The sequence below is a fragment of the Peribacillus sp. TH14 genome (assembly GCF_016651145.1).
GTDB lineage: Bacteria > Bacillota > Bacilli > Bacillales > DSM-1321 > Peribacillus > Peribacillus butanolivorans.
Genome location: NZ_JAEKEK010000001.1, coordinates 5758852 through 5776679, shown reverse-complemented (window position 1 = coordinate 5776679; position 17828 = coordinate 5758852). Strand labels below are relative to the sequence as shown.

The following is a 17828-nucleotide window of genomic DNA, read 5'->3' as shown; positions in this document are numbered from 1 at the left end:
AGCAAGGGTTTGCTAGATGATCAATAAAAAGCCCTAGATTTACCACTAGAGCTTTTTCTATTTCATCTTTATTTATCTAATTATGAAAGCTGTAGGTTCGTAAAAGTAGACAATTCTGAACGGTGCTATTTCTTTACAAAACAGCCAGCTTTAGTGTTCGTTTTAGTAATAAAACAGTTTGCGAACGTTCGCAAATTAACATTAACTTTTACGAACTATGAATAAATAAAATTAGGTGTTGATTTCCATGAGTTTGCAGGAACATTTTCATCTAAATAAAAGGTACCCAACCTCTTTTGAAATGGGTACCCATTTTATCCGAAGGTACTCAAAAGATTACACCTTTTGGAGACCTCTTTAATTTGAATATTTTATAATTATAACAGGCGATTTTTTTTAAAGTATTTCCACATGCCCCAGGTTAAAATGACTAAGATCCCTAAAATGATAATCGTTGAGAATGGAGAATCTTGATAGGGTAAAGGAACATTCATTCCAAAAAAACCGGTTACGAAAGTTAATGGTAACATTACGGTTGAAATGATGGTCAAAACGTTTAACTTTTCAGAGGATTTTGCGTTAATAATGGAATAATACGTCTCCAAAGCACTGTTTACAAGATCTCTGTACGTTTCAGTAGAGTCCACTATCCTCTCGAGATGGTCAATTAAATCCACATAAAACGGCGCATTTTCTTCCCGTATTTCAAACTTCCACTTTCCGTCCACAGTCATGAAGATCCTACGCTGAGGAAGGATGACGCGTCGAATTAAAATGATTGTTCTTTTTAGTGCAAGGAATTCTTCTGTCACTCCCCTTATTTCTTCATCGTAAATCTCATCTTCTAGTTCATCAATACGGATGTTAATGCGGTCAAGAATCGGAAAGTATTCATCCGTTATGCCGTCTACAAGAGCATACAAAAGAAAATCTGCACTCTTATCCATGTATTTTGTGTTCTTAGAACAAATCACATCCATCTGGCCAAGCCATTTCAATTTTTCTTTATGGATTGTCACTACGTAATTGGGGCCGACAAATACGTTTAACTCTAGGGTCGTAATTTCCTTATCTTCTTCCTCGTTATACCGAAGGGCATGTAAAACGAAGAACTGGTAATCTTCGTAGTTGTCAATCTTAGCCCGAGGACTGTCATGCAGGCAATCCTCAATTGCTAAAGGGTGAAAATCAAAAATCTTTGCCACTTTATATAATTCAGGGGTTTTTACATCGTAAATATCGATCCACAACAAATTATTAGGATGTTTTAAATGCTCTTGCACGTTAGATAGGTTAAACTCAGTGGTCATCTCTTGGTTCTCATGATCGTATAAATACATTTTAATCATATTACATTACACCTCGCGTTATAGATCAAGGCATTAAAGGTTATGAGTCTTCTTAGTTGTTACAAGAGGACATGAACACCTTCGTTGCCTCTTTCTTGTTGTCGACTTGCGTTTTTCCAACGAATTGGGGTCGTCAGTGCCCATGCATTCCTCACCTCCAAAATATAAAGGCTCCTTTCACACAGAAAGGAGCCCATAAAAAACAAAAAAAAATGCTTAAATGTTCTCCCCTTGTTGAGTTTTAGCATTGTATAGCATAGGTTTTACCAGCTACATTAAGAAAAACCATAATCCGATTTTTCCTGTTGACCCATCTGCGCCTTTCGACATTTTTGGGATGCAACGTATCTCTATACAGGAGCCTCACCTAACAGAAGACTATTCAACTAAAGTTAACCCTAAGGTTAGAAAATAACCATTAAAAGATGAGTTCACTCCATTTATAGAGGTAATTGTTTGGGTAAGACAAGATTGCTCAATGGATTTGTTTTTCGATGTTTCGCAGATGATAAGGAGTTTCAAGCGTTATTTAGTGATAAAGAATACTATTAAGATGAGTTCCCCGGTAACATGATGGCTGCTAAAAAGGTTGGTCCTGTGTCTTCAGTAGCTCCAGTCGCTTGAGGGGATAAATGATAATAATACTTTTTTATTTAAATCATGTTTGCGTTAGAAGAGGTTATATCACCAGTTTATGTAAAAGGATGAAAAGAGTTTGGACAAGTACCTAAATAGAAAAATGCATTGGAATCGAGGGTTCCAATGGATTTACTTCTGATAAGGTGGTTTATGTAAACTAGCTTGCTTGTTTGAATGACTTATTAAAAACAGCGAGACTTTGTTAAATAAAAGATTGGAGGAAGATTAGCTATCGCACCTCCAACCTTATTGATAATCACTTTGGAACTAATTGTTTATTAAGATTTAAACAGAGTATTTGCAGATATTTTTTGAAGGACGGGTTATGGTACTAATTCAGTGCCGTTTAAAAAAGAGGTTTATTTTTTTCTTTAAGGGGTAGCGTCAGGAAAATGCGGTTTTACAACGTTAAGGAAATTACAATATTAAAAAGGCTAATTTCTCACATTAAATTGAGAAAATAGCCTTTTTTCATTACTCCATTGAAGCGATCTATTATGAAAGAACAATCCTAGCACACGGGAGTTGCAAATAGAAGAAAGATAACATATTAATTGCTAACTTATTAATTTGGCTCTACATGGACATGAACACGATACACTCCGTAATCTTTAACTATTATTTCCTCCACATGGGGTGAAATATCATGAGCTTCTTTGATATCTAACGTAGAATTAACAAGAATGACAACATCTAGCACTTCATTATTTCCGTAGTTTCGCTCTTTAATTTTTTTATGCAACTAACGGGGCAGGTTAGCTGAAGAAGCCGACCAATAAAGGTCGGCTTTTTTCATACTATTTTGCAGCAGCCTTCGTAACCGCCGCCGTATCCTGAATAATCATAAAGCAGAAATTCAAAGGCTCAATGGTGAATTGGATTATTCGTCTTAACTAAGCGCATTTTACGCAATAGTGCAAATCTAATACTAAACTTCCTGTTGCGTTGGCTTCAGGTGTTGCTCCTGTAAGACTTTCGATAGTAATGGTTTTCAAATCTTCAACGAAGATCGTTTCCGAGCGACCAGGTGTAACAACGATGGTTGATGTCGTGACTCCCGTTGTATAGTCAACATTAAAGACGGAAGAAGTACTGGTATTAACTACGGTAAATGAACCATTTATTACTAACCCCGTTGGATTAGTAAAGTAGGTAAGAGGAGTAACGCTCGGAGTAGGTTGGAAAATGGGATTACATTGTTGAATGTTGACAATTTGCTTGGACACATTATTACAAAAATTAAACACGGCAGAACTTGATGAATTTCCACACATAATATCACCACCTCTTTTCATCGTATGTAAAGCCTGTACATTTTTAACTGGTACAAGGCCTATTTTCCCGAAAAATGGATGTTTGTTGTGGTGCATTCGGCTGAATTCCTCATACAAAGTTATATGGGGGGAGCTGGCTTTATGGGAAAGAAGTGCAAACGAAAAAAAAACAAAGATTGCGAATGTATCTGTCACTCCAAAAAGAAAAAACGGAGTAGAAAATGTCCCCGGAAAAAGCTTATTTGCATACACAGATGTGTTCCCATTAACCAAAAATGTGATGACGTTACGACTCAAACGTATTTTTGTGCCTCGTCGGATTCCAATATAAAAAATCCTTCGGGAACCATCACAATAATAAACACTAGTAATTCATGTGCAATGCAAGTTACCATAACAAAATTGTCCAATGATCATGAGGATATTGATGTTGCTCCGAATTCATCGTTTACTGCAATTGTCGCTAATCTAAAATCCGTAAAAATCTTATGTAAAAGTCAATCCAATAATGATATATATTGTACTGGTTCTATGGAGTTGGATATCCATTACACTTTAATGTTCTAATTTTCTACAGCCGGCTGCAAACTACTGATTGGAAAGAGAATTTTACCAACTTTGACTAAAGTGTTTTTTTAGAAAAATAGTTCAAGAACTCGTTTGTATCTTAAATTTCAAGCTTTAAGTCTTAGTGAAAGACACTAAATATGTTTTCTAGGCATTATTCGTTTCTTCTTCGGTAATGCCGATATACCGCAAGGTAACAGAAGGATGGGAATGATGCAGGATCCATTGCAACATGGCAATATCCTTCGTGGCTCGGCATGGGACTTTGAGGATTTGGTTTCCTCGGCATGCGTATGGGTATTGAGAAAGTCAGTTAACATTAAATCCTAATAATCTACACCTACTTTCCTTGTCCACATTTCAATGTATTCAAGGAAAAGAATGTCGTATAGGTACGCGTAATGGATAAGCTAAATATACTTGTGTTGTTGAACTAACGGGTGCGTTAGCTGAAGATCAGAGCTGTCTTTAAGGCAGCTTTTTCTTTTTGGAACTAAAGGGGTAGTTTAGTTTAAGAAGGATTATCTGAAGATTAAAGTGAATTACTTATTATAAAAATTTTTTATAACTCAATAGGAGAGAGAATAATGGATTTTCCAGAAGAATTAGACCTAATTTCTGTATTTGGAGCTATTCCTAAGAGGAAAGATGAGACAGATGCTTTTTATTACGACACATCAACTTTTGTTTTAGAAAATGAAAAAGAAATATATGAGATTATCCTTTCCCCTTTTTATCACGAATTTACTTTAAGTGTTAAGGAAAAGAAAACAAATAAAGTATGTCATATATTGAATTACTTTCTGTTAATAAAATTGAAATTGTGGAAGAAAAAAGGAGCATTCAAAAATTCGTTTGTTTCACGGTGATTCGGACAGATATGTAAATATTATCGAAATAACTTTAAAGCCTAGATTCAATATGATTTTCAGAGAACAATACTGTTAATTTTTTTCACTAACGGGTTCTTTACTTCAATAAGGGAGGTTGCTGTGGCAGCCTTTTTATAATGGAACTAGAGAGGTAGTTTAGTTGAAAAAGCTTAGTATAAACGCACAGTGAATGACGTTTGCTTTCACAATAGGGCTGTATGGATATGTGTAGTACAGTCTCTCAGTTTATTCGTACTATGCGGTAATGCGATATCATCCTAAAGATGATCCATTAAAAGTCTGTTATCTTTAAAAGATGCTCTTTACAGTTGCATTATTAGGATCAATCATTAATATCTCTTTAGCTATTTCATTAGCTTCCTCTTTACTTAATAACTGTTCTGGCAAGTCATAAAAAAGCAGTAAATATTCCTTAAAACTAATATCGTCAGGAGATAATTCTGCAGCCTTTCTCGCATGAAAACAAGCTGTTTGATATGCCCCCTTTATATTGTTTAGTGCCATACTAAGTAGAAATGATGCCAAATGATGTAATTCTGAGGTCTCCTTATCAAGTAATAAGTAATTCACAAAACTATATGGTGAGATATTTTCATCATCGTAGGCAACAATAAAAAGAATCTCTTTAAGATTTTCCGCGTCTATATTCAAAGCAATGTGTTTTGCTTTAACAAAATCACCATTAACTATTGCTTGCTTAAAGTTATCCATTAAAAGTCTCCTCTATCACAATCTCTTTTTAGTTAATTAAATAACTTCATTTCTTCTTCAACCAACCTTCCCAGGAAGTTTTACCGCACAGTTTGTGTCAACTCTACAATAAGTCATAATGAACTCCCTCAGTTTAACTATCGTGGTGTCTAGGTTTTTCATTTGTTTTAGTTCCTTGATCCAGTTTAGTAATCTAGTAAAACCCTCTTCGTTATTTTCAAAAGACAAAGGTTTCCCGATCACAATGCCCCGATAGTTTACAGCACGGGCCACGTGTACGTGTTGGGCGATATCCACACCAACAACTAGATGTTGATCCGTAATTCTTTCAATTAGTTGATTTTGTTTGTTTTGTATTTTAAAATTCATAGTAGGGCTTCCTCCTTAAGACTTTGAGTTAGATTGGACTCTATACTCGTATCTTACTGAGGGGCTCTATTTTTTTCAAACCTGTATAACTTATAACAGCAACTCAATTTTTATAAAAAAGATTGATTAAAAAATTTATAAACGTTGTTAAATCAACGTTTCACATCAAATATAGCCCATATTTCAATCAATCTTTTTTCAAAACGATACAACTTTATTAGGGGCACGGAAACGATTCGAGGATTAAGGGGCCACATTCCAATTGTTATAAATCGAACCAAGTAATCGAATTAACAAAATTAATGCGGATTCTACCATATTTCAACAGGACTTAAAAATGCTAATTGAACCTTGGCTAACTGTTAAACAATATGATGAAAAAGATATTAAAGAAAAAGTGTGATCAACAATAAGATAAGTCTTTTCAAACAAAGCCCTGAATCTTCTACTTAGCGTAGAAAGTTCAGGGCTTTTTATTCCAAAAATTGTCTTAGCGTATTCGCGTTTTGTCGGCAGGACCCCTATTAATAGTATCCAGTAATACCATAAGCTTCAAAAGGATTCGAGCTTGTTGATCGATATCCTTCTGCTTTCGCATAATTTCCCACTGGATCATCAACCATGGGGGTATAACATGATTTTTGTCCGGAAAGTACTTTTCCATTTCCTCCAGAACTATTACAATCATATGATCGGAGCTTTATTGAATGATCGGAATTAAACTGGTGAATAAAGGCATTCCCTGTATAACCGGATGGCAAGGCAGAATTAAATGTAGTTTTCGCCCAAGCAGACTTACAGGATGGACTATATTTTACCTGAATTGTTCCAACAATGGTTCCATTATCCTTCTTCACACTCGTAGAAACTGCCGTGTAGGCATCATTTTGACAACCAGTAGAAACTGGACTCTTCCCGTTATAACGCCAAAAATGAAAGAAATACGAACAATTTTTGTTTCATTATAATCCTCCCCTTAATATTATTTTTTAAATACTCTGAAAATTTTAACATTATGCGTATTTATAATCTATATAACTAAACTACTATCTTATTTAACAATCTGGCCCTTTAACGGAATAATTTTATTGTCATGAAACATCTAATTCTTTATTGAAGAAAAGGGACTTGGACATTGGACTATTACACAATTACTTAATTATCTTCAGGAAATGAACGCTAACGGTTAATTTACATTCACTTATACATAGTATGAAATAATAAAAAATACGATTCTAAGGTAAGAAGAACCTTCCTTTGTTGAAAGTATTCATAAACCACCTGAATCTTGTAACGAAGTTTAAATATAGATGGAGTTCATCAACAACGAACTCTTCTGGTTCATTGCCTCTAGTCTCTCATCATAACTAGATAACTTAAACTCGTTCGATTTTTTACCCCTAATTTACGATAAATATTTTGAAGGTGACGCTTCACTGTATTTACGCTAATGAAAAGCTCTTTTGATACTTCCTCATTGGTATATCCTTTAGTAATGTATGCTAGAATATCTCGTTCTTTAGTGGTTAGTTTTTCTTCGATTAGATGGTGTACTTCTTTTTCATCACTTAGACTTAAGTAAGCTACGTAATGATCTTTTGAGATGTCAGCCTTCATAATATAAATCGTAACTTCTTGCCGGGTAGGCAATAGAATCTTGCTGATTAAGCCTAGTTTCCAGTTTTCTTTCCATATCACTTCCTGCAAAAATTGCTGAACAGGGTTTCGAATAACTTGGGATGCAAAATGGATAGAGCAGATTTCCTTAGCCGCAGAGTTTGCATGATAGATAGTCATGGCGGAATTAAAAAGAATTTGACCAGTGGATGAGGCGTTGGAAAGCATTTCTAGTGTTTTCTTTTGAGCCCCTATTTCTTCTAGTGAAAGAAAGTTCGCTAAAGAAAATGATATGGACTTAGCCAATATCTCTAATATAAAAGTATCCTTCGCATTAAATGGCTCTTCGTGCTCATATCGAACAAGGCCGATTGCACCTAACAGTTTTGCTTGATGGACTAGATATACGCCTAATTCGTCATAAAATCCGTACTCCTTCATAAAGGACTGATAGTATAAGCTTTTCTCGTATTTAAAAGTGCTCATTACATCATTTATGGTAATAACTTGTTTGCATCTCATTTTTTCTTTAATATTCATTGGATATAAAATATCCATTTGGTAGTACTGACTACAGTAAAGATCTATAATATGGTCGTGAATATTATGGTTTGTTGGGTCAACCAAATGTCCATTAGATTCTGATATCCAGAATATAGATTTGTCATATCCAAACGTAAGGGATAAAGCTTGAAGAACCTGTCTTCGGTACATGTCAGGTGATACCATGGTTTCATGAAGGACACGATGTATATCTTCATAATCTTTACGAGACAACTTTTCCATTTTGATACCCTCCACACAAATCAAAATATTCCAACTCCATTATATTGAATTTTGCAACCGATTTCACCTAAAAGTAGTACATTCTCCTCCTTTTTTGGTCCTTTTAGGTAATTGGCGAGTTCACCTCGCTTAATTATACTGAAAATATATAATATTTTAAAAAAACAGGAGGGATTTTTGATGAAGTTTTCGGAGTATCTTCAGTATGATGGTGTTGGTTTAGCAGAGTTAGTAAAAAGTAAGGAAGTCACCCCTGAGGAGCTGATAAAAACAGCCTTACATGCTATAGAAGAAATAAATCCCAAGCTGAATGCTGTAGTTAGTATTCAAAGGGAAAACGCGAAACGTGACCTGGAAGCTTTACCAAATGGACCGTTCAAAGGGGTTCCCTTTCTCATCAAGGAAATGGCTCTTCATGCCTCTGGCATCCCTTCCCGAATGGGGAGTAAACTAGCTGATGGCTTCGTACTCCCTCATGACACAGAATTAATGGCACGTTTCCGCAAAGCTGGTTTTGTAACCATCGGGACGACAGCCACACCTGAATTTGCATTTAATGCGACTACTGAATCTGTTCTCTATGGCCCTTCACGTAACCCTTGGAATAATGAAAGGAGTTCAGGAGGTTCCAGTGGTGGATCGGGAGCAGCTGTTGCGGCAGGAATTGTACCTCTTGCTCATGCCAACGACGGTGGTGGATCGATTCGAATTCCTGCCTCTTGCAATGGACTCATTGGGTTAAAACCTACACGAGGTCGTATACCAACTGGTCCGGATATGGGAGAGGTGCTTTGTGGACTTGGTATTGAATTTGCGCTCACACGAACCATGAGAGATACGGCAGCACTACTTGATGCTGTATCAGGCCCAGATCTAGGCTGCTATGCTTGGGCTGAACGCCCTACCACTCCTTATCTTAAGGAACTCTCTACACCACCTCAACGTCTTCGAATTGCTTGGACAGACAAACCACTTTCCGGTGTACCTGTTAATCCAGAATGTAATAAAGCTTTATATGAGACTGTGAGACTTTGTGAAGAACTGGGACATGAAGTAGTGGAAACTACTCCATACATTAATAACGAACAGCACATGCTGGCAACAGTTCGACTATGGACAAGTAATCTGGCAAATATGATGGATAACGTGGCCCAGTTTCTGGGGAAAAATCCATCCGAGGAGAATTTAGAAGCTACAAGCTGGGCTTGCTATCAGCATGGAAAATCGATGACAGCTGTCGAATTGTTGCAAGCTTTGGATATTATGAATATGGTGTCAAGAACAATCGGAGATTTTTTTAAAGACTATGATGTTTTACTAACTCCTACCACGGGACAACCACCTCTTCTTTTGGGTCAACTTAATGCCAATGCCCCAGGAGTAAGTGCAGAACAATGGACGGAGCAGATCTTTACTTACGCTCCATTCACAAATGTTTTTAACACCACCGGACAACCAGCTATCTCGCTTCCGCTTGCTTGGAGTCATAATGGTTTACCTATCGGTATGCAGTTTGCTGGTCGATTTGGGGAAGAGGCCACTCTCCTTAAGCTTGCTCGCCAAATCGAAGAGGCTCGACCTTGGAAAGACCACCGTCCGCCTATGGTAAAAGAGTTCGTAGAATCCCAAGGGTAACCTTCACAAATAAAGGTTCACCACTAAAATATAGTCCATCGGACTGTCGAAAATGTCTCGACAGTCTTTTTTGTTGGAAACAAAAAACTGATTCTTCTAGTTCGTTTATTCCCCTATAAATCCCCGTTTGCATTCCGAGAAGGGAACCCACCAACTAAAAGCTCAAAACATACGCAAAGTGTTGTACAGAAAAGGAAAATGAACCATACATTGAAGACCTTTCATATCTTTTGAAATGGGCTTCAAAAACCGTCCTATAATTGATTTAGCCTGTGGAACAGGCAGAGCAACAATTCCTTTAGCAAGTAAAGGATATAAACTAATAAGTTGAGCCCTCAAGTCTTATGTAAAGAAGAATAAATTTCTTTTTTTTGCACCTCAAAACCGAACCCGTTACTGGAATTTGAAGATTTTTTCTTTTTTTGGACGAGAATCAACAAAGAATTTCAGTAAAAGTGCATAGTGTAAGAGAAACCAGCTTCAACTTTCTATATATTAATTAGCAATTCACGAAATGTTGGGGTACCCCTTTAGAGGTAAGGGCCAGGATAACTCTTGCGCAAAGTATCTCGTTTAGTTTTCAAATCGTAGACAAACACTTGACAAAAGAAAAGAAGAGCTTATCACAGAAATTAATTTACCTGTTGTTGGTGTGAAATACGAGTATAAAGGAGGCGAGTTAAGTGCCTAAAGAAATCAAACATCCAAAAATTTCTCAGACTCTAAAGATAGGTTTTCTTAGCTTTAAAGCGCAACCAGAACATGCAGGCATTGATTATTATGGCCATGGAATTTTATTGGGTGATTCAATTGTAATGGATCCATCCACAGGTGAAGTTGTATTGAAAGTAAACCTAGATAGTTACCTTAGTGAAGTTTACGTTTTTTATTTAAAACTGCTGATAAAAAAAGAACTCTTGGATCAAACCCAGAAAGACAATCTATTTGTTTTTGGAAGGCAACATGAGTTATCGAAAAGAAAGGATTTAATTAAATCTATGAAATGAATTATTTAGTACACTAAGACTAGGAGCAATTGGCGCAATCGAAGAAATTGCAAATAAGATTAATAAAAATATTTGAGCTCTCTTTCCTTTGTAGGAGATAGGGCTTGTTCCTTATAGAAAGACAAATCATCCTGAATTTCATGTCAAATATCGATAATAATACACTAATTTCAATTTAATAATTTTCTCTAAGAAATTGTACTTTAATCTTTTGGATACATTCGGATGTGCAATTGTAACTGTCCAGGGAGATATTTACCTAATAAAGTAATATCGAAGAAGGTAATAAGTACATAAATAAGTATAAAAATGTTAAATTCTCTAGCGCAGGTTCTTTACTAATTGTTCCTATCTGCTTCTGTTCAATAGTTGTGTGCTATATTTGAAGTTGAGATGCTGTCACCCTATACTTTGTATGGGAATTAATTCGACAAATCATAGAAAACTTCTATACTATCGGGAATTCACTACTCCTAAGCAAAAGAAAAGTTGAAGTTGTGAAAAAAAGACTTTGGGGAAAATACAAAACAAATGGCTTTTTTATGAAGAAATCTTATTCTGAAAATAGGCAAATATACGATCTAACTAGAAGAACAAAATAAGAATCAGTATAGGTCAATCCAATTATTGTTGGCTTTTTTGTTCGATAATGGGATGATGCCACAAGTTAGTAAGCTGATAATGCAGTGATTTAAGAATAATCTAATTAATAATTTAAAGTAATATATTCTATTAGAGGTGTTGGATTATGAGGTCGTTCAAATATACAGTTTGTTTTATTAAGCAAGGGAGTAAATTGCTCATGCTTAATAGAGAAAAAGCGCCAATTATGGGGGTTTGGAACGGTGTGGGAGGGAAAATTGAAAGAGGAGAATCACCAGAGGAAACTGCTCTGCGTGAATTAGAGGAAGAAACTGGTATACACTTAGAAGATTTTTTCTCACAAGGTACAATAACATGGGAAACTGCAGAGGGTGTAATCGAGGGGCTTCATGTTTTTTTAGGTGAGTTAGATAGCAGTCATGTATATGAGACACCAAAGAAAATGCGAGAAGGTATTTTAGATTGGAAGTCAATTGACTGGATACTCGACCCTCAAAACCTTGGAATTCCAGAGAAAATACCTCACTACCTGCCAGTATTATTGGAAAAAGAAGGGGTTCATATCTTCAGCTATATGGATGGTAATATGATACATGAGGCTAATTAGCTATCATTAAACTAGAGCTTTGATAAGTTTAATATGAAAAATGATAAAGTCAGCATAAATATTGTTGGCTTTCTTATTGTGGGGTTGTATTGATTAATTCTATAACATGTAACAAAAGTAAGATTAAATACACTTATCAAATCGGAAATGAATTTTTTAGAAGCGGCTATAAGTAGCACCGAAATAAAACCTATGCCGACCTTTACCTTTATAGCTGAATAATGTTAAGTGTTGTATTGATTGAGTCGACATTTTATAATGTTGGCTTTTTGTTTTCCCATCCTGATGCCGATAAAAATGTTGTAAACTTTTTTTGAACCAAAAATTGGCCGAAGTGCACCTGCTACAGATTTTAGAGATTTTATTTATGAGAGTACCTCTTGAATGAGATGGACCTATGTTTATTAATAAGATATAGATATACTAGTCATACTTTATCTCTACATTGTTGAAGCATCTCTAGTTTTTTTCACTCATTTTTAGAAAGATTGCAGGTAATAGATTGCTAAAGCACAAATATAGACTTAATAAAGACTTGTAAAATGAGAAAAGGAGGTTTTGGATATTCGGAAAATACAAAAAAAGGTCTAGGAGGAGAAAATAATTGAAAAGAAATTTAATTAAATATATCGTTTTTCTAGTCCTCATTTCAACAATATTAGTTATGGTTAAGCCAAACATTACCTCGGCAGGGAAATTAAAGCCGCCATCTGAAACTTTCACACCAGGGGATTGGTTTCTAGGAGATATCCCACCTAATCTAGATGTAAATAAACCACCAATCGTATTTGTTCAAGGAAAAAATGGGAGTTCAACTAGCTGGTACGGAGAAACGGAATATCATGGTGTAAATGATATGTATACAAAAGCATATGAAGCGGGTTACCAAACTGTTTTTGTTCAGCTCTATGATGCGGCTGGAAATGGTTCAGTAAGCCAATATACTAATGGTAGGCTTTTAGCATCAAAACTTGCTGATATCAGTAACCATTTTGGGGGAAGAAAAGTTAATATTATAGCTCATAGTAAGGGAGGGCCAGACACTCAAGCAGCCCTTGTTCACTATGGAGCACATCTTTATGTTGGAAGGGTTATAACTCTGGCTTCTCCTCATCATGGTTCTAACTTAGCTGATTTAGTTTATAGCTGGTATGCGGGTTGGCTGGGTTCGTTGCTTGGTCAAAAAGATGATGGAACATACTCTTTGCAAGTAGGAAAAATGGCAGAATTTCGTTCAGTCACAGATAACCATGTAAACTCTCGAAAAAATAAGTATTACACCGCTACAGGAATGAATAGAGGTCCAGCTCTTTCCGCTTTATCAATGGGAGGACAATATTTATCTTCTTATGGAGAAAATGATGGTCTAGTAAATGTATGGAGTGCAAAATTACCTTATGCTTTCCATTTGTTTACTGATCCAAACTTAGATCACGACAACATACGCATAGGTTCTGCTGTCTTTTCAAGAATTGAACCATACTTAAGAAGTGATTCAATTGCTGGAGTTCCAAGTTTAAATACTAAGTCAACACAACAAGTTCAAGATGAGATTATTAAAACTGATATTTCTCAAACAGTTCATGGAGGAATGCTGCAACAACATGCCTGGATCGAGCAAACCTTCAATGTTAATGAACCAACCTCTGGTAATGTAACGATATACACAGCCTCAGATGATGTAGAGGTGGAATTAATTTCTCCATCTGATCAAACATATTTACCCTCCTTACAAGTAATCTCTACTGAGAATAAATCATCCTTTTTTTCTGGTGCAACTATCCAAACATTTAAAAGAAATAGCCTTGAAGTTGGAAACTGGAAGGTACGAATGAAGACTAAGTCACCAAAAGATGCATTCCTGTTAACAGCACAATTTAATGAAATGGATCCCATTACATTAAGTATGTCCGGGAAAGTAAAACAAAAGGATGCAAAATTCTTAATAAAGACTCCGATGAAAAATAAATATAAGTCAACTAGCACCACCTTTACTGTTCATCTTATTGATGAAGATGGAAATGAAATTGCTAAAAATAGCTCAATAAAAGAAATTGATACAGAGAATTTTTCGGGTGCCTTTCCAGAAGTGCCTAAATCAGGTGTTTATAATATAACGATTGATGTAAAAGAAAAAAATATAGATGGTACTGAAAGAACTCGTACTTTGATTCGCTCAGTCTATATTGAAAAATAGAATAAAAAAATTAGGAAATAGCCCTCTCTTTATTGAGAGGGCATCTTGTTTAGGGGATACAGGGAGAAGAGCGTTATGCAGAAGCAATAAGGCTCTCTTTATTTTATTTAAAGATTTCTACTTAGGAAAATTTGTTAATAAAACAATTCGATGTGTGTATTTTTAGGAATTAACTATGTAGCTTAAACTTGAATTCAAAAGGAGAATAAGGTTTAAGAATATTTGCATCTGCAGAAAAAGCTGCAAACCGCTGTTTACTTAATCCTTATTTTGATTAGAATCTCTATATGACAAAATGGCAGTTTTGAGCGCAGCATAATTGCCTATGCTTGCGTAACCATAGAACCAGCCCATGAAAATGCCTGCTACAAAGTGATGACGATGGCTAATGAAAATGGAAATGATTAATCCTAGAACTATAGCAATTGTAGGTATGAATTTTGGAGGGATATGAAACATGATCTTCAAAATTTGAGTCAAGATTATGATAGTTGGGATGGCTATTACTGCATCCCAAAAGTTTGTATGGATGGTTGGGAAATCCAAATAATAACACCACTTTCACGAGAAAGTAAAGGAAGGTTTATTTAATTAATTTTTACCATCAATAAAGTATTTATACCTTAAGATTTAGACCGATTAAGAGGAATGTTTAAATGCTCTTGATTTGACTTGGTTTGAGGGTTTTTCATGGTTCAAAATAAAAAACTTTGAATCCATTACATAATGGTGGATTCAAAGTTTTTTTTGATGTAAGTCATCCCAAAGTTCTTCCATTAAACCATCCATTTCTTTTCTTTATTTATATTGTTCTTCCTAGGATACCTCGATAGTAATACCTTCAAAAGTCAATACGTCTCCGACTTGAGTATTTTTCGGAAGTGAGTTTCTGGACAGTCTTTCCTTTCCCCGTTTACTTGAGCTAGTTCACCTACAGAACGTTCAATTATCTCATAAATCATCCTTTTTCACCGTCTTTACTCTTAAAGATTTAAAGATTGCCCGATACACCTTTTGGACAGTTATTAAACGTTTAACTACAGTAGAAGTAGGAGAGCAGTAAAAAAATGAGTAGGGAGCAAGATTTGGTTTTATGAGTAAAAACTTTCCTTAAGCACTTTCATCCGTACTGAAAGATCGAAACGAGGTATTTTGCCTTTTTAATACATAGGTACTGTTAACTGAAATATGAAGTCAAAGATCGCTTGATAGATTAAAGAGAAAAAGTAGATACTCCTATTAAAAACGATTTCTACTAAAAAATAAAAAATTCACAAAAACATAGTCTTCCATATGCATATTGATGGAATATGGGACATAAATTAGACAAACAAAAAAAGCGCAGTTAGCGCTTTTAGTGTATTTGTCTATACAGGCCTATTACTTTTCCAAGTATCGTGACACCTCTTAAAATAATTGGTTCCATATTTGAATTTTCAGGCTGAAGCCGTATGTAATCCGGTTCCTTAAAGAATCGTTTTACCGTGGCTTCATCATCTTCAGTCATGGCTACTACGATATCTCCATTATTGGCATTGCTCTGTTGTTTCACGATGACATAATCCCCATCATGAATTCCTGCTTCAATCATACTTTCTCCCATGATTTCGAGCATGAATACATGATCATCATGAGGAACCATACTTTCGGGAAGTGGGAAGTATTCTTCTATGTTCTCAATGGCGGTTATCGGCATGCCTGCTGTTACTTTCCCAAGCAACGGCACGTTAACGACATTAGTCTTAGGTATAGTGTTGGCTTCCTCTATGTTTAAGATTTCAATGGCCCTCGGCTTAGTAGGATCACGTCTGATTAGTCCTTTACTTTCCAAACGAGATAAATGTCCATGTACCGTTGAACTTGATGCAAGTCCCACTGCTTCGCCAATCTCTCTTACGGAAGGTGGATACCCTTTTTGGCGAACCTCTTCTTTAATGAAATCAAGAATATCTTGCTGCCGTTTTGATAGTTTAGTCATATGTGCACCTCTTCTCCAAAGTTCTTTGCTTTATTATAGCATGGCCCCTATTTCTATACAAACATAAGTTCGAATTTTGTTGTTGACTGAAACAAACGTTCGTACTATAATCTGGGTATAAGATACGAACGAACATTCGCCTTGGAGGGATATTTATGAAAAAGTTGTACAAAAATTATATTTATACGATTCTATTAGCGGGATCAGTATTTATCTTTTCAATTTTATTCTCCTGCACATTAGACAAAAATCAAAAAAATAATTTTCTTTCAATAGAAGTAAATGAAGGTGATACCTTATGGGAGATTGCAGAAAAATATGAAGAAGCTGATTTGACAAAAAAAGAATTCATTGGTTGGATAGAAGAGCACAACGAAGTCAGTGCAGATTCAATTAAACCTGGTCAAGTCATCGTCATTCCGGTTAAAAGTGAAAAGCTTGTTCAGAATTTGGCCAGTCAGCAGTAAGTAGTAAAGGTAGGGTATTATGAAAGCAGTAATTTATTGTAGAGTAAGTACGGAAAAAGAGTCGCAGGAAACATCGTTAGCTAGGCAGGAAGATGAATTAGTCAAATTGGCTGAGAAAATGGATATGGATGTAGTATCTATTATAAAAGAGCAAGCAAGCGGTTACGAATTAAACCGTGATGGTATTTTTGACATGCTGGATCTATTTAAAACTAAAGAGGCTGAAGTTCTATTAATTCAAGACGAAACGAGACTAGGCAGAGGAAATGCAAAAATTGCTCTGTTTCATGTTGTTCTTAAAGAAGGCGTTAAAATCTATACACTTTCCCATGATGGGGAACTTGAGCTATCGGATTCAGATGCTATGGTTATCCAAATAGTCGGCATTGTAGAAGAATATCAAAGGAAACTACATAATTTAAAAATTAAACGCGGGATGTTACGAGCAGTGGAAAAGGGATATCGCCCTCAAAAAAACCTTCAAAACCAGAGTAATTCTACTGGAAGAGACCGTAAGGAGATACCTATTGAAGAAATTGTTAAACTTCGGGTAAATGGATTGACGTTTGCAGAAATCGCAGCCACGTTAAGGGGCTTTGGCTATAATGTATCCAAAGCTACAGTTCACAGGCGCTTTCTTGAATATCAACAGAATACACCTGAAAGTCAATCATAGAACTTGTAATTTCGCTTTTTTTTTAATACGATGTCAATATCCGTACATTAGAAGGAGCGAAATTATGCTATCAAAAGAAAAACTAGCCCGTATTAATGAACTTTCTAAAAAGGCTAAGGCAGAAGGCTTAACAGAAGTTGAGTCTAAAGAGCAAACCCAATTGAGAAGTGAGTACTTGGAAACATTCAGACGTTCTATGTCCGATACGCTGGAAAATGTGAAAGTTGTTGATCCGGAAGGAAATGATGTCACACCTCAAAAAATTAAAAATATAAAGGAAAAAAGAAACTTACATTAATGAATGGGGCTATCTGATGGAACTTTTCATTGGCGGGCCTTCTTATGGTCTTTAGAATTAAAAGGAGAATGCATTCATGTATGTATTCTCCTTTTTAGCTTAACCTAAATAGTGGACTTCTCTAGTTACTAGAAAATTGAAATATTGGGGAAGGA

Annotated in this window: 15 protein-coding genes, 3 pseudogenes and 1 riboswitch; of the genes and pseudogenes, 9 read left to right on the top strand and 9 right to left on the bottom strand. The window is 35.6% G+C overall.

Translation table 11 applies throughout. The annotated features are described in order from the left end of the window. Nucleotides 1-377: 377 nt before the first annotated feature. The 3 genes and pseudogenes from corA to JFU50_RS27690 form a co-directional block, all read right to left on the bottom strand. Nucleotides 378-1349, bottom strand: a complete 972-nt coding sequence (corA, locus tag JFU50_RS27700; protein WP_201181223.1) for a magnesium/cobalt transporter CorA — start codon at nt 1347-1349, stop codon at nt 378-380. Nucleotides 1350-1569: 220 nt separating this feature from the next. Then, nucleotides 1570-1731: riboswitch (M-box (ykoK) riboswitch) on the bottom strand. Nucleotides 1732-2553: 822 nt separating this feature from the next. Beyond that, a pseudogene (locus tag JFU50_RS27695) lies at nt 2554-2724 on the bottom strand (cation transporter dimerization domain-containing protein); the annotation flags it as partial. 157 nt (nt 2725-2881) lie between these two features. Further along, complete coding sequence (locus JFU50_RS27690) at nt 2882-3358, bottom strand: S-Ena type endospore appendage (protein WP_201224955.1); 477 nt, start codon at nt 3356-3358, stop codon at nt 2882-2884. On the opposite strand from JFU50_RS27690, the gene JFU50_RS32085 reads away from it, so the two are divergent. Together JFU50_RS32085 and JFU50_RS27685 are read left to right on the top strand one after the other, a co-directional pair. Continuing rightward, nucleotides 3341-3829 (top strand): S-Ena type endospore appendage, encoded by a 489-nt coding sequence (locus tag JFU50_RS32085; protein ID WP_446728154.1) that lies wholly within the window; start codon nt 3341-3343, stop codon nt 3827-3829. The two genes, JFU50_RS27690 and JFU50_RS32085, sit on opposite strands and share 18 nt — an antisense overlap. 587 nt (nt 3830-4416) lie before the next feature. Further along, nucleotides 4417-4698: a hypothetical protein gene (locus JFU50_RS27685; RefSeq protein ID WP_201181221.1), complete on the top strand. Its 282-nt coding sequence runs from the start codon at nt 4417-4419 to the stop codon at nt 4696-4698. Between the two features lie 312 nt (nt 4699-5010). Here the strand turns inward: JFU50_RS27685 and JFU50_RS27680 are convergent, their stop codons facing one another. From JFU50_RS27680 to JFU50_RS27665, 4 genes and pseudogenes are all read right to left on the bottom strand, one after another. Then, nucleotides 5011-5433, bottom strand: coding sequence for a hypothetical protein (locus tag JFU50_RS27680; RefSeq protein ID WP_201224954.1), 423 nt, complete (start codon nt 5431-5433; stop codon nt 5011-5013). A 135-nt stretch (nt 5434-5568) separates the two neighbouring features. Further along, nucleotides 5569-5802 (bottom strand): annotated as a pseudogene (locus JFU50_RS27675) (IS110 family transposase); the annotation flags it as partial. A 524-nt stretch (nt 5803-6326) separates the two neighbouring features. Beyond that, nucleotides 6327-6713, bottom strand: a pseudogene (locus JFU50_RS27670) (DUF2690 domain-containing protein); the annotation flags it as partial. Between the two features lie 439 nt (nt 6714-7152). Further along, nucleotides 7153-8205: a LuxR C-terminal-related transcriptional regulator gene (locus JFU50_RS27665; RefSeq protein WP_201224953.1), complete on the bottom strand. Its 1053-nt coding sequence runs from the start codon at nt 8203-8205 to the stop codon at nt 7153-7155. Nucleotides 8206-8385: 180 nt separating this feature from the next. Between JFU50_RS27665 and JFU50_RS27660 the strand changes: the two genes are divergently transcribed. The 4 genes from JFU50_RS27660 to JFU50_RS27645 all read left to right on the top strand — a co-directional run bounded on the left by JFU50_RS27660 (nt 8386) and on the right by JFU50_RS27645 (nt 14254). Beyond that, nucleotides 8386-9840, top strand: coding sequence for an amidase (locus JFU50_RS27660; protein WP_201224952.1), 1455 nt, complete (start codon nt 8386-8388; stop codon nt 9838-9840). Nucleotides 9841-10523: 683 nt separating this feature from the next. Then, nucleotides 10524-10847 (top strand): hypothetical protein, encoded by a 324-nt coding sequence (locus JFU50_RS27655; RefSeq protein ID WP_201224951.1) that lies wholly within the window; start codon nt 10524-10526, stop codon nt 10845-10847. A gap of 748 nt (nt 10848-11595) precedes the next feature. Continuing rightward, nucleotides 11596-12057 carry an NUDIX hydrolase gene (locus JFU50_RS27650; protein WP_201224950.1) on the top strand — a complete coding sequence of 154 codons (462 nt, stop codon included), beginning with the start codon at nt 11596-11598 and terminating at the stop codon, nt 12055-12057. 664 nt (nt 12058-12721) lie between these two features. Next, nucleotides 12722-14254: an esterase/lipase family protein gene (locus JFU50_RS27645; protein WP_446728196.1), complete on the top strand. Its 1533-nt coding sequence runs from the start codon at nt 12722-12724 to the stop codon at nt 14252-14254. Between the two features lie 258 nt (nt 14255-14512). Here JFU50_RS27645 and JFU50_RS27640 read toward each other — a convergent pair whose 3' ends face one another. Together JFU50_RS27640 and lexA are read right to left on the bottom strand one after the other, a co-directional pair. Then, entirely contained in the window at nt 14513-14800 is a 288-nt protein-coding gene (locus JFU50_RS27640; RefSeq protein ID WP_098174826.1) for a hypothetical protein, read from the bottom strand. Nucleotides 14801-15608: 808 nt separating this feature from the next. After that, nucleotides 15609-16232: a transcriptional repressor LexA gene (lexA, locus tag JFU50_RS27635; RefSeq protein ID WP_053345509.1), complete on the bottom strand. Its 624-nt coding sequence runs from the start codon at nt 16230-16232 to the stop codon at nt 15609-15611. 155 nt (nt 16233-16387) lie between these two features. Here lexA and yneA point away from each other — a divergent pair, with 155 nt between their 5' ends. From yneA to JFU50_RS27620, 3 genes are all read left to right on the top strand, one after another. Beyond that, nucleotides 16388-16699 carry a cell division suppressor protein YneA gene (yneA, locus tag JFU50_RS27630; RefSeq protein ID WP_201181210.1) on the top strand — a complete coding sequence of 104 codons (312 nt, stop codon included), beginning with the start codon at nt 16388-16390 and terminating at the stop codon, nt 16697-16699. Nucleotides 16700-16718: 19 nt separating this feature from the next. Further along, nucleotides 16719-17375, top strand: a complete 657-nt coding sequence (locus tag JFU50_RS27625; protein WP_201181209.1) for a YneB family resolvase-like protein — start codon at nt 16719-16721, stop codon at nt 17373-17375. A 64-nt stretch (nt 17376-17439) separates the two neighbouring features. Next, on the top strand, nt 17440-17673 hold the full coding sequence (locus JFU50_RS27620; protein ID WP_201224948.1) for a DUF896 domain-containing protein: 234 nt from the start codon (nt 17440-17442) through the stop codon (nt 17671-17673). Nucleotides 17674-17828 lie beyond the last annotated feature (155 nt).

Bases quoted from the DNA above. Each gene is read 5' to 3' on its own strand.
- JFU50_RS27620 (WP_201224948.1), top strand. From the start codon at position 17,440: ATGCTATCAAAAGAAAAACTAGCCCGTATTAATGAACTTTCTAAAAAG.
- yneA (WP_201181210.1), top strand. From the start codon at position 16,388: ATGAAAAAGTTGTACAAAAATTATATTTATACGATTCTATTAGCGGGA.
- JFU50_RS27650 (WP_201224950.1), top strand. From the start codon at position 11,596: ATGAGGTCGTTCAAATATACAGTTTGTTTTATTAAGCAAGGGAGTAAA.
- JFU50_RS27680 (WP_201224954.1), bottom strand. From the start codon at position 5,433: ATGGATAACTTTAAGCAAGCAATAGTTAATGGTGATTTTGTTAAAGCA.
- JFU50_RS27690 (WP_201224955.1), bottom strand. From the start codon at position 3,358: ATGCACCACAACAAACATCCATTTTTCGGGAAAATAGGCCTTGTACCA.
- JFU50_RS27685 (WP_201181221.1), top strand. From the start codon at position 4,417: ATGGATTTTCCAGAAGAATTAGACCTAATTTCTGTATTTGGAGCTATT.
- JFU50_RS27660 (WP_201224952.1), top strand. From the start codon at position 8,386: ATGAAGTTTTCGGAGTATCTTCAGTATGATGGTGTTGGTTTAGCAGAG.
- corA (WP_201181223.1), bottom strand. From the start codon at position 1,349: ATGATTAAAATGTATTTATACGATCATGAGAACCAAGAGATGACCACT.
- JFU50_RS27645 (WP_446728196.1), top strand. From the start codon at position 12,722: ATGGTTAAGCCAAACATTACCTCGGCAGGGAAATTAAAGCCGCCATCT.
- JFU50_RS27665 (WP_201224953.1), bottom strand. From the start codon at position 8,205: ATGGAAAAGTTGTCTCGTAAAGATTATGAAGATATACATCGTGTCCTT.
- lexA (WP_053345509.1), bottom strand. From the start codon at position 16,232: ATGACTAAACTATCAAAACGGCAGCAAGATATTCTTGATTTCATTAAA.
- JFU50_RS32085 (WP_446728154.1), top strand. From the start codon at position 3,341: ATGTTTGTTGTGGTGCATTCGGCTGAATTCCTCATACAAAGTTATATG.
- JFU50_RS27625 (WP_201181209.1), top strand. From the start codon at position 16,719: ATGAAAGCAGTAATTTATTGTAGAGTAAGTACGGAAAAAGAGTCGCAG.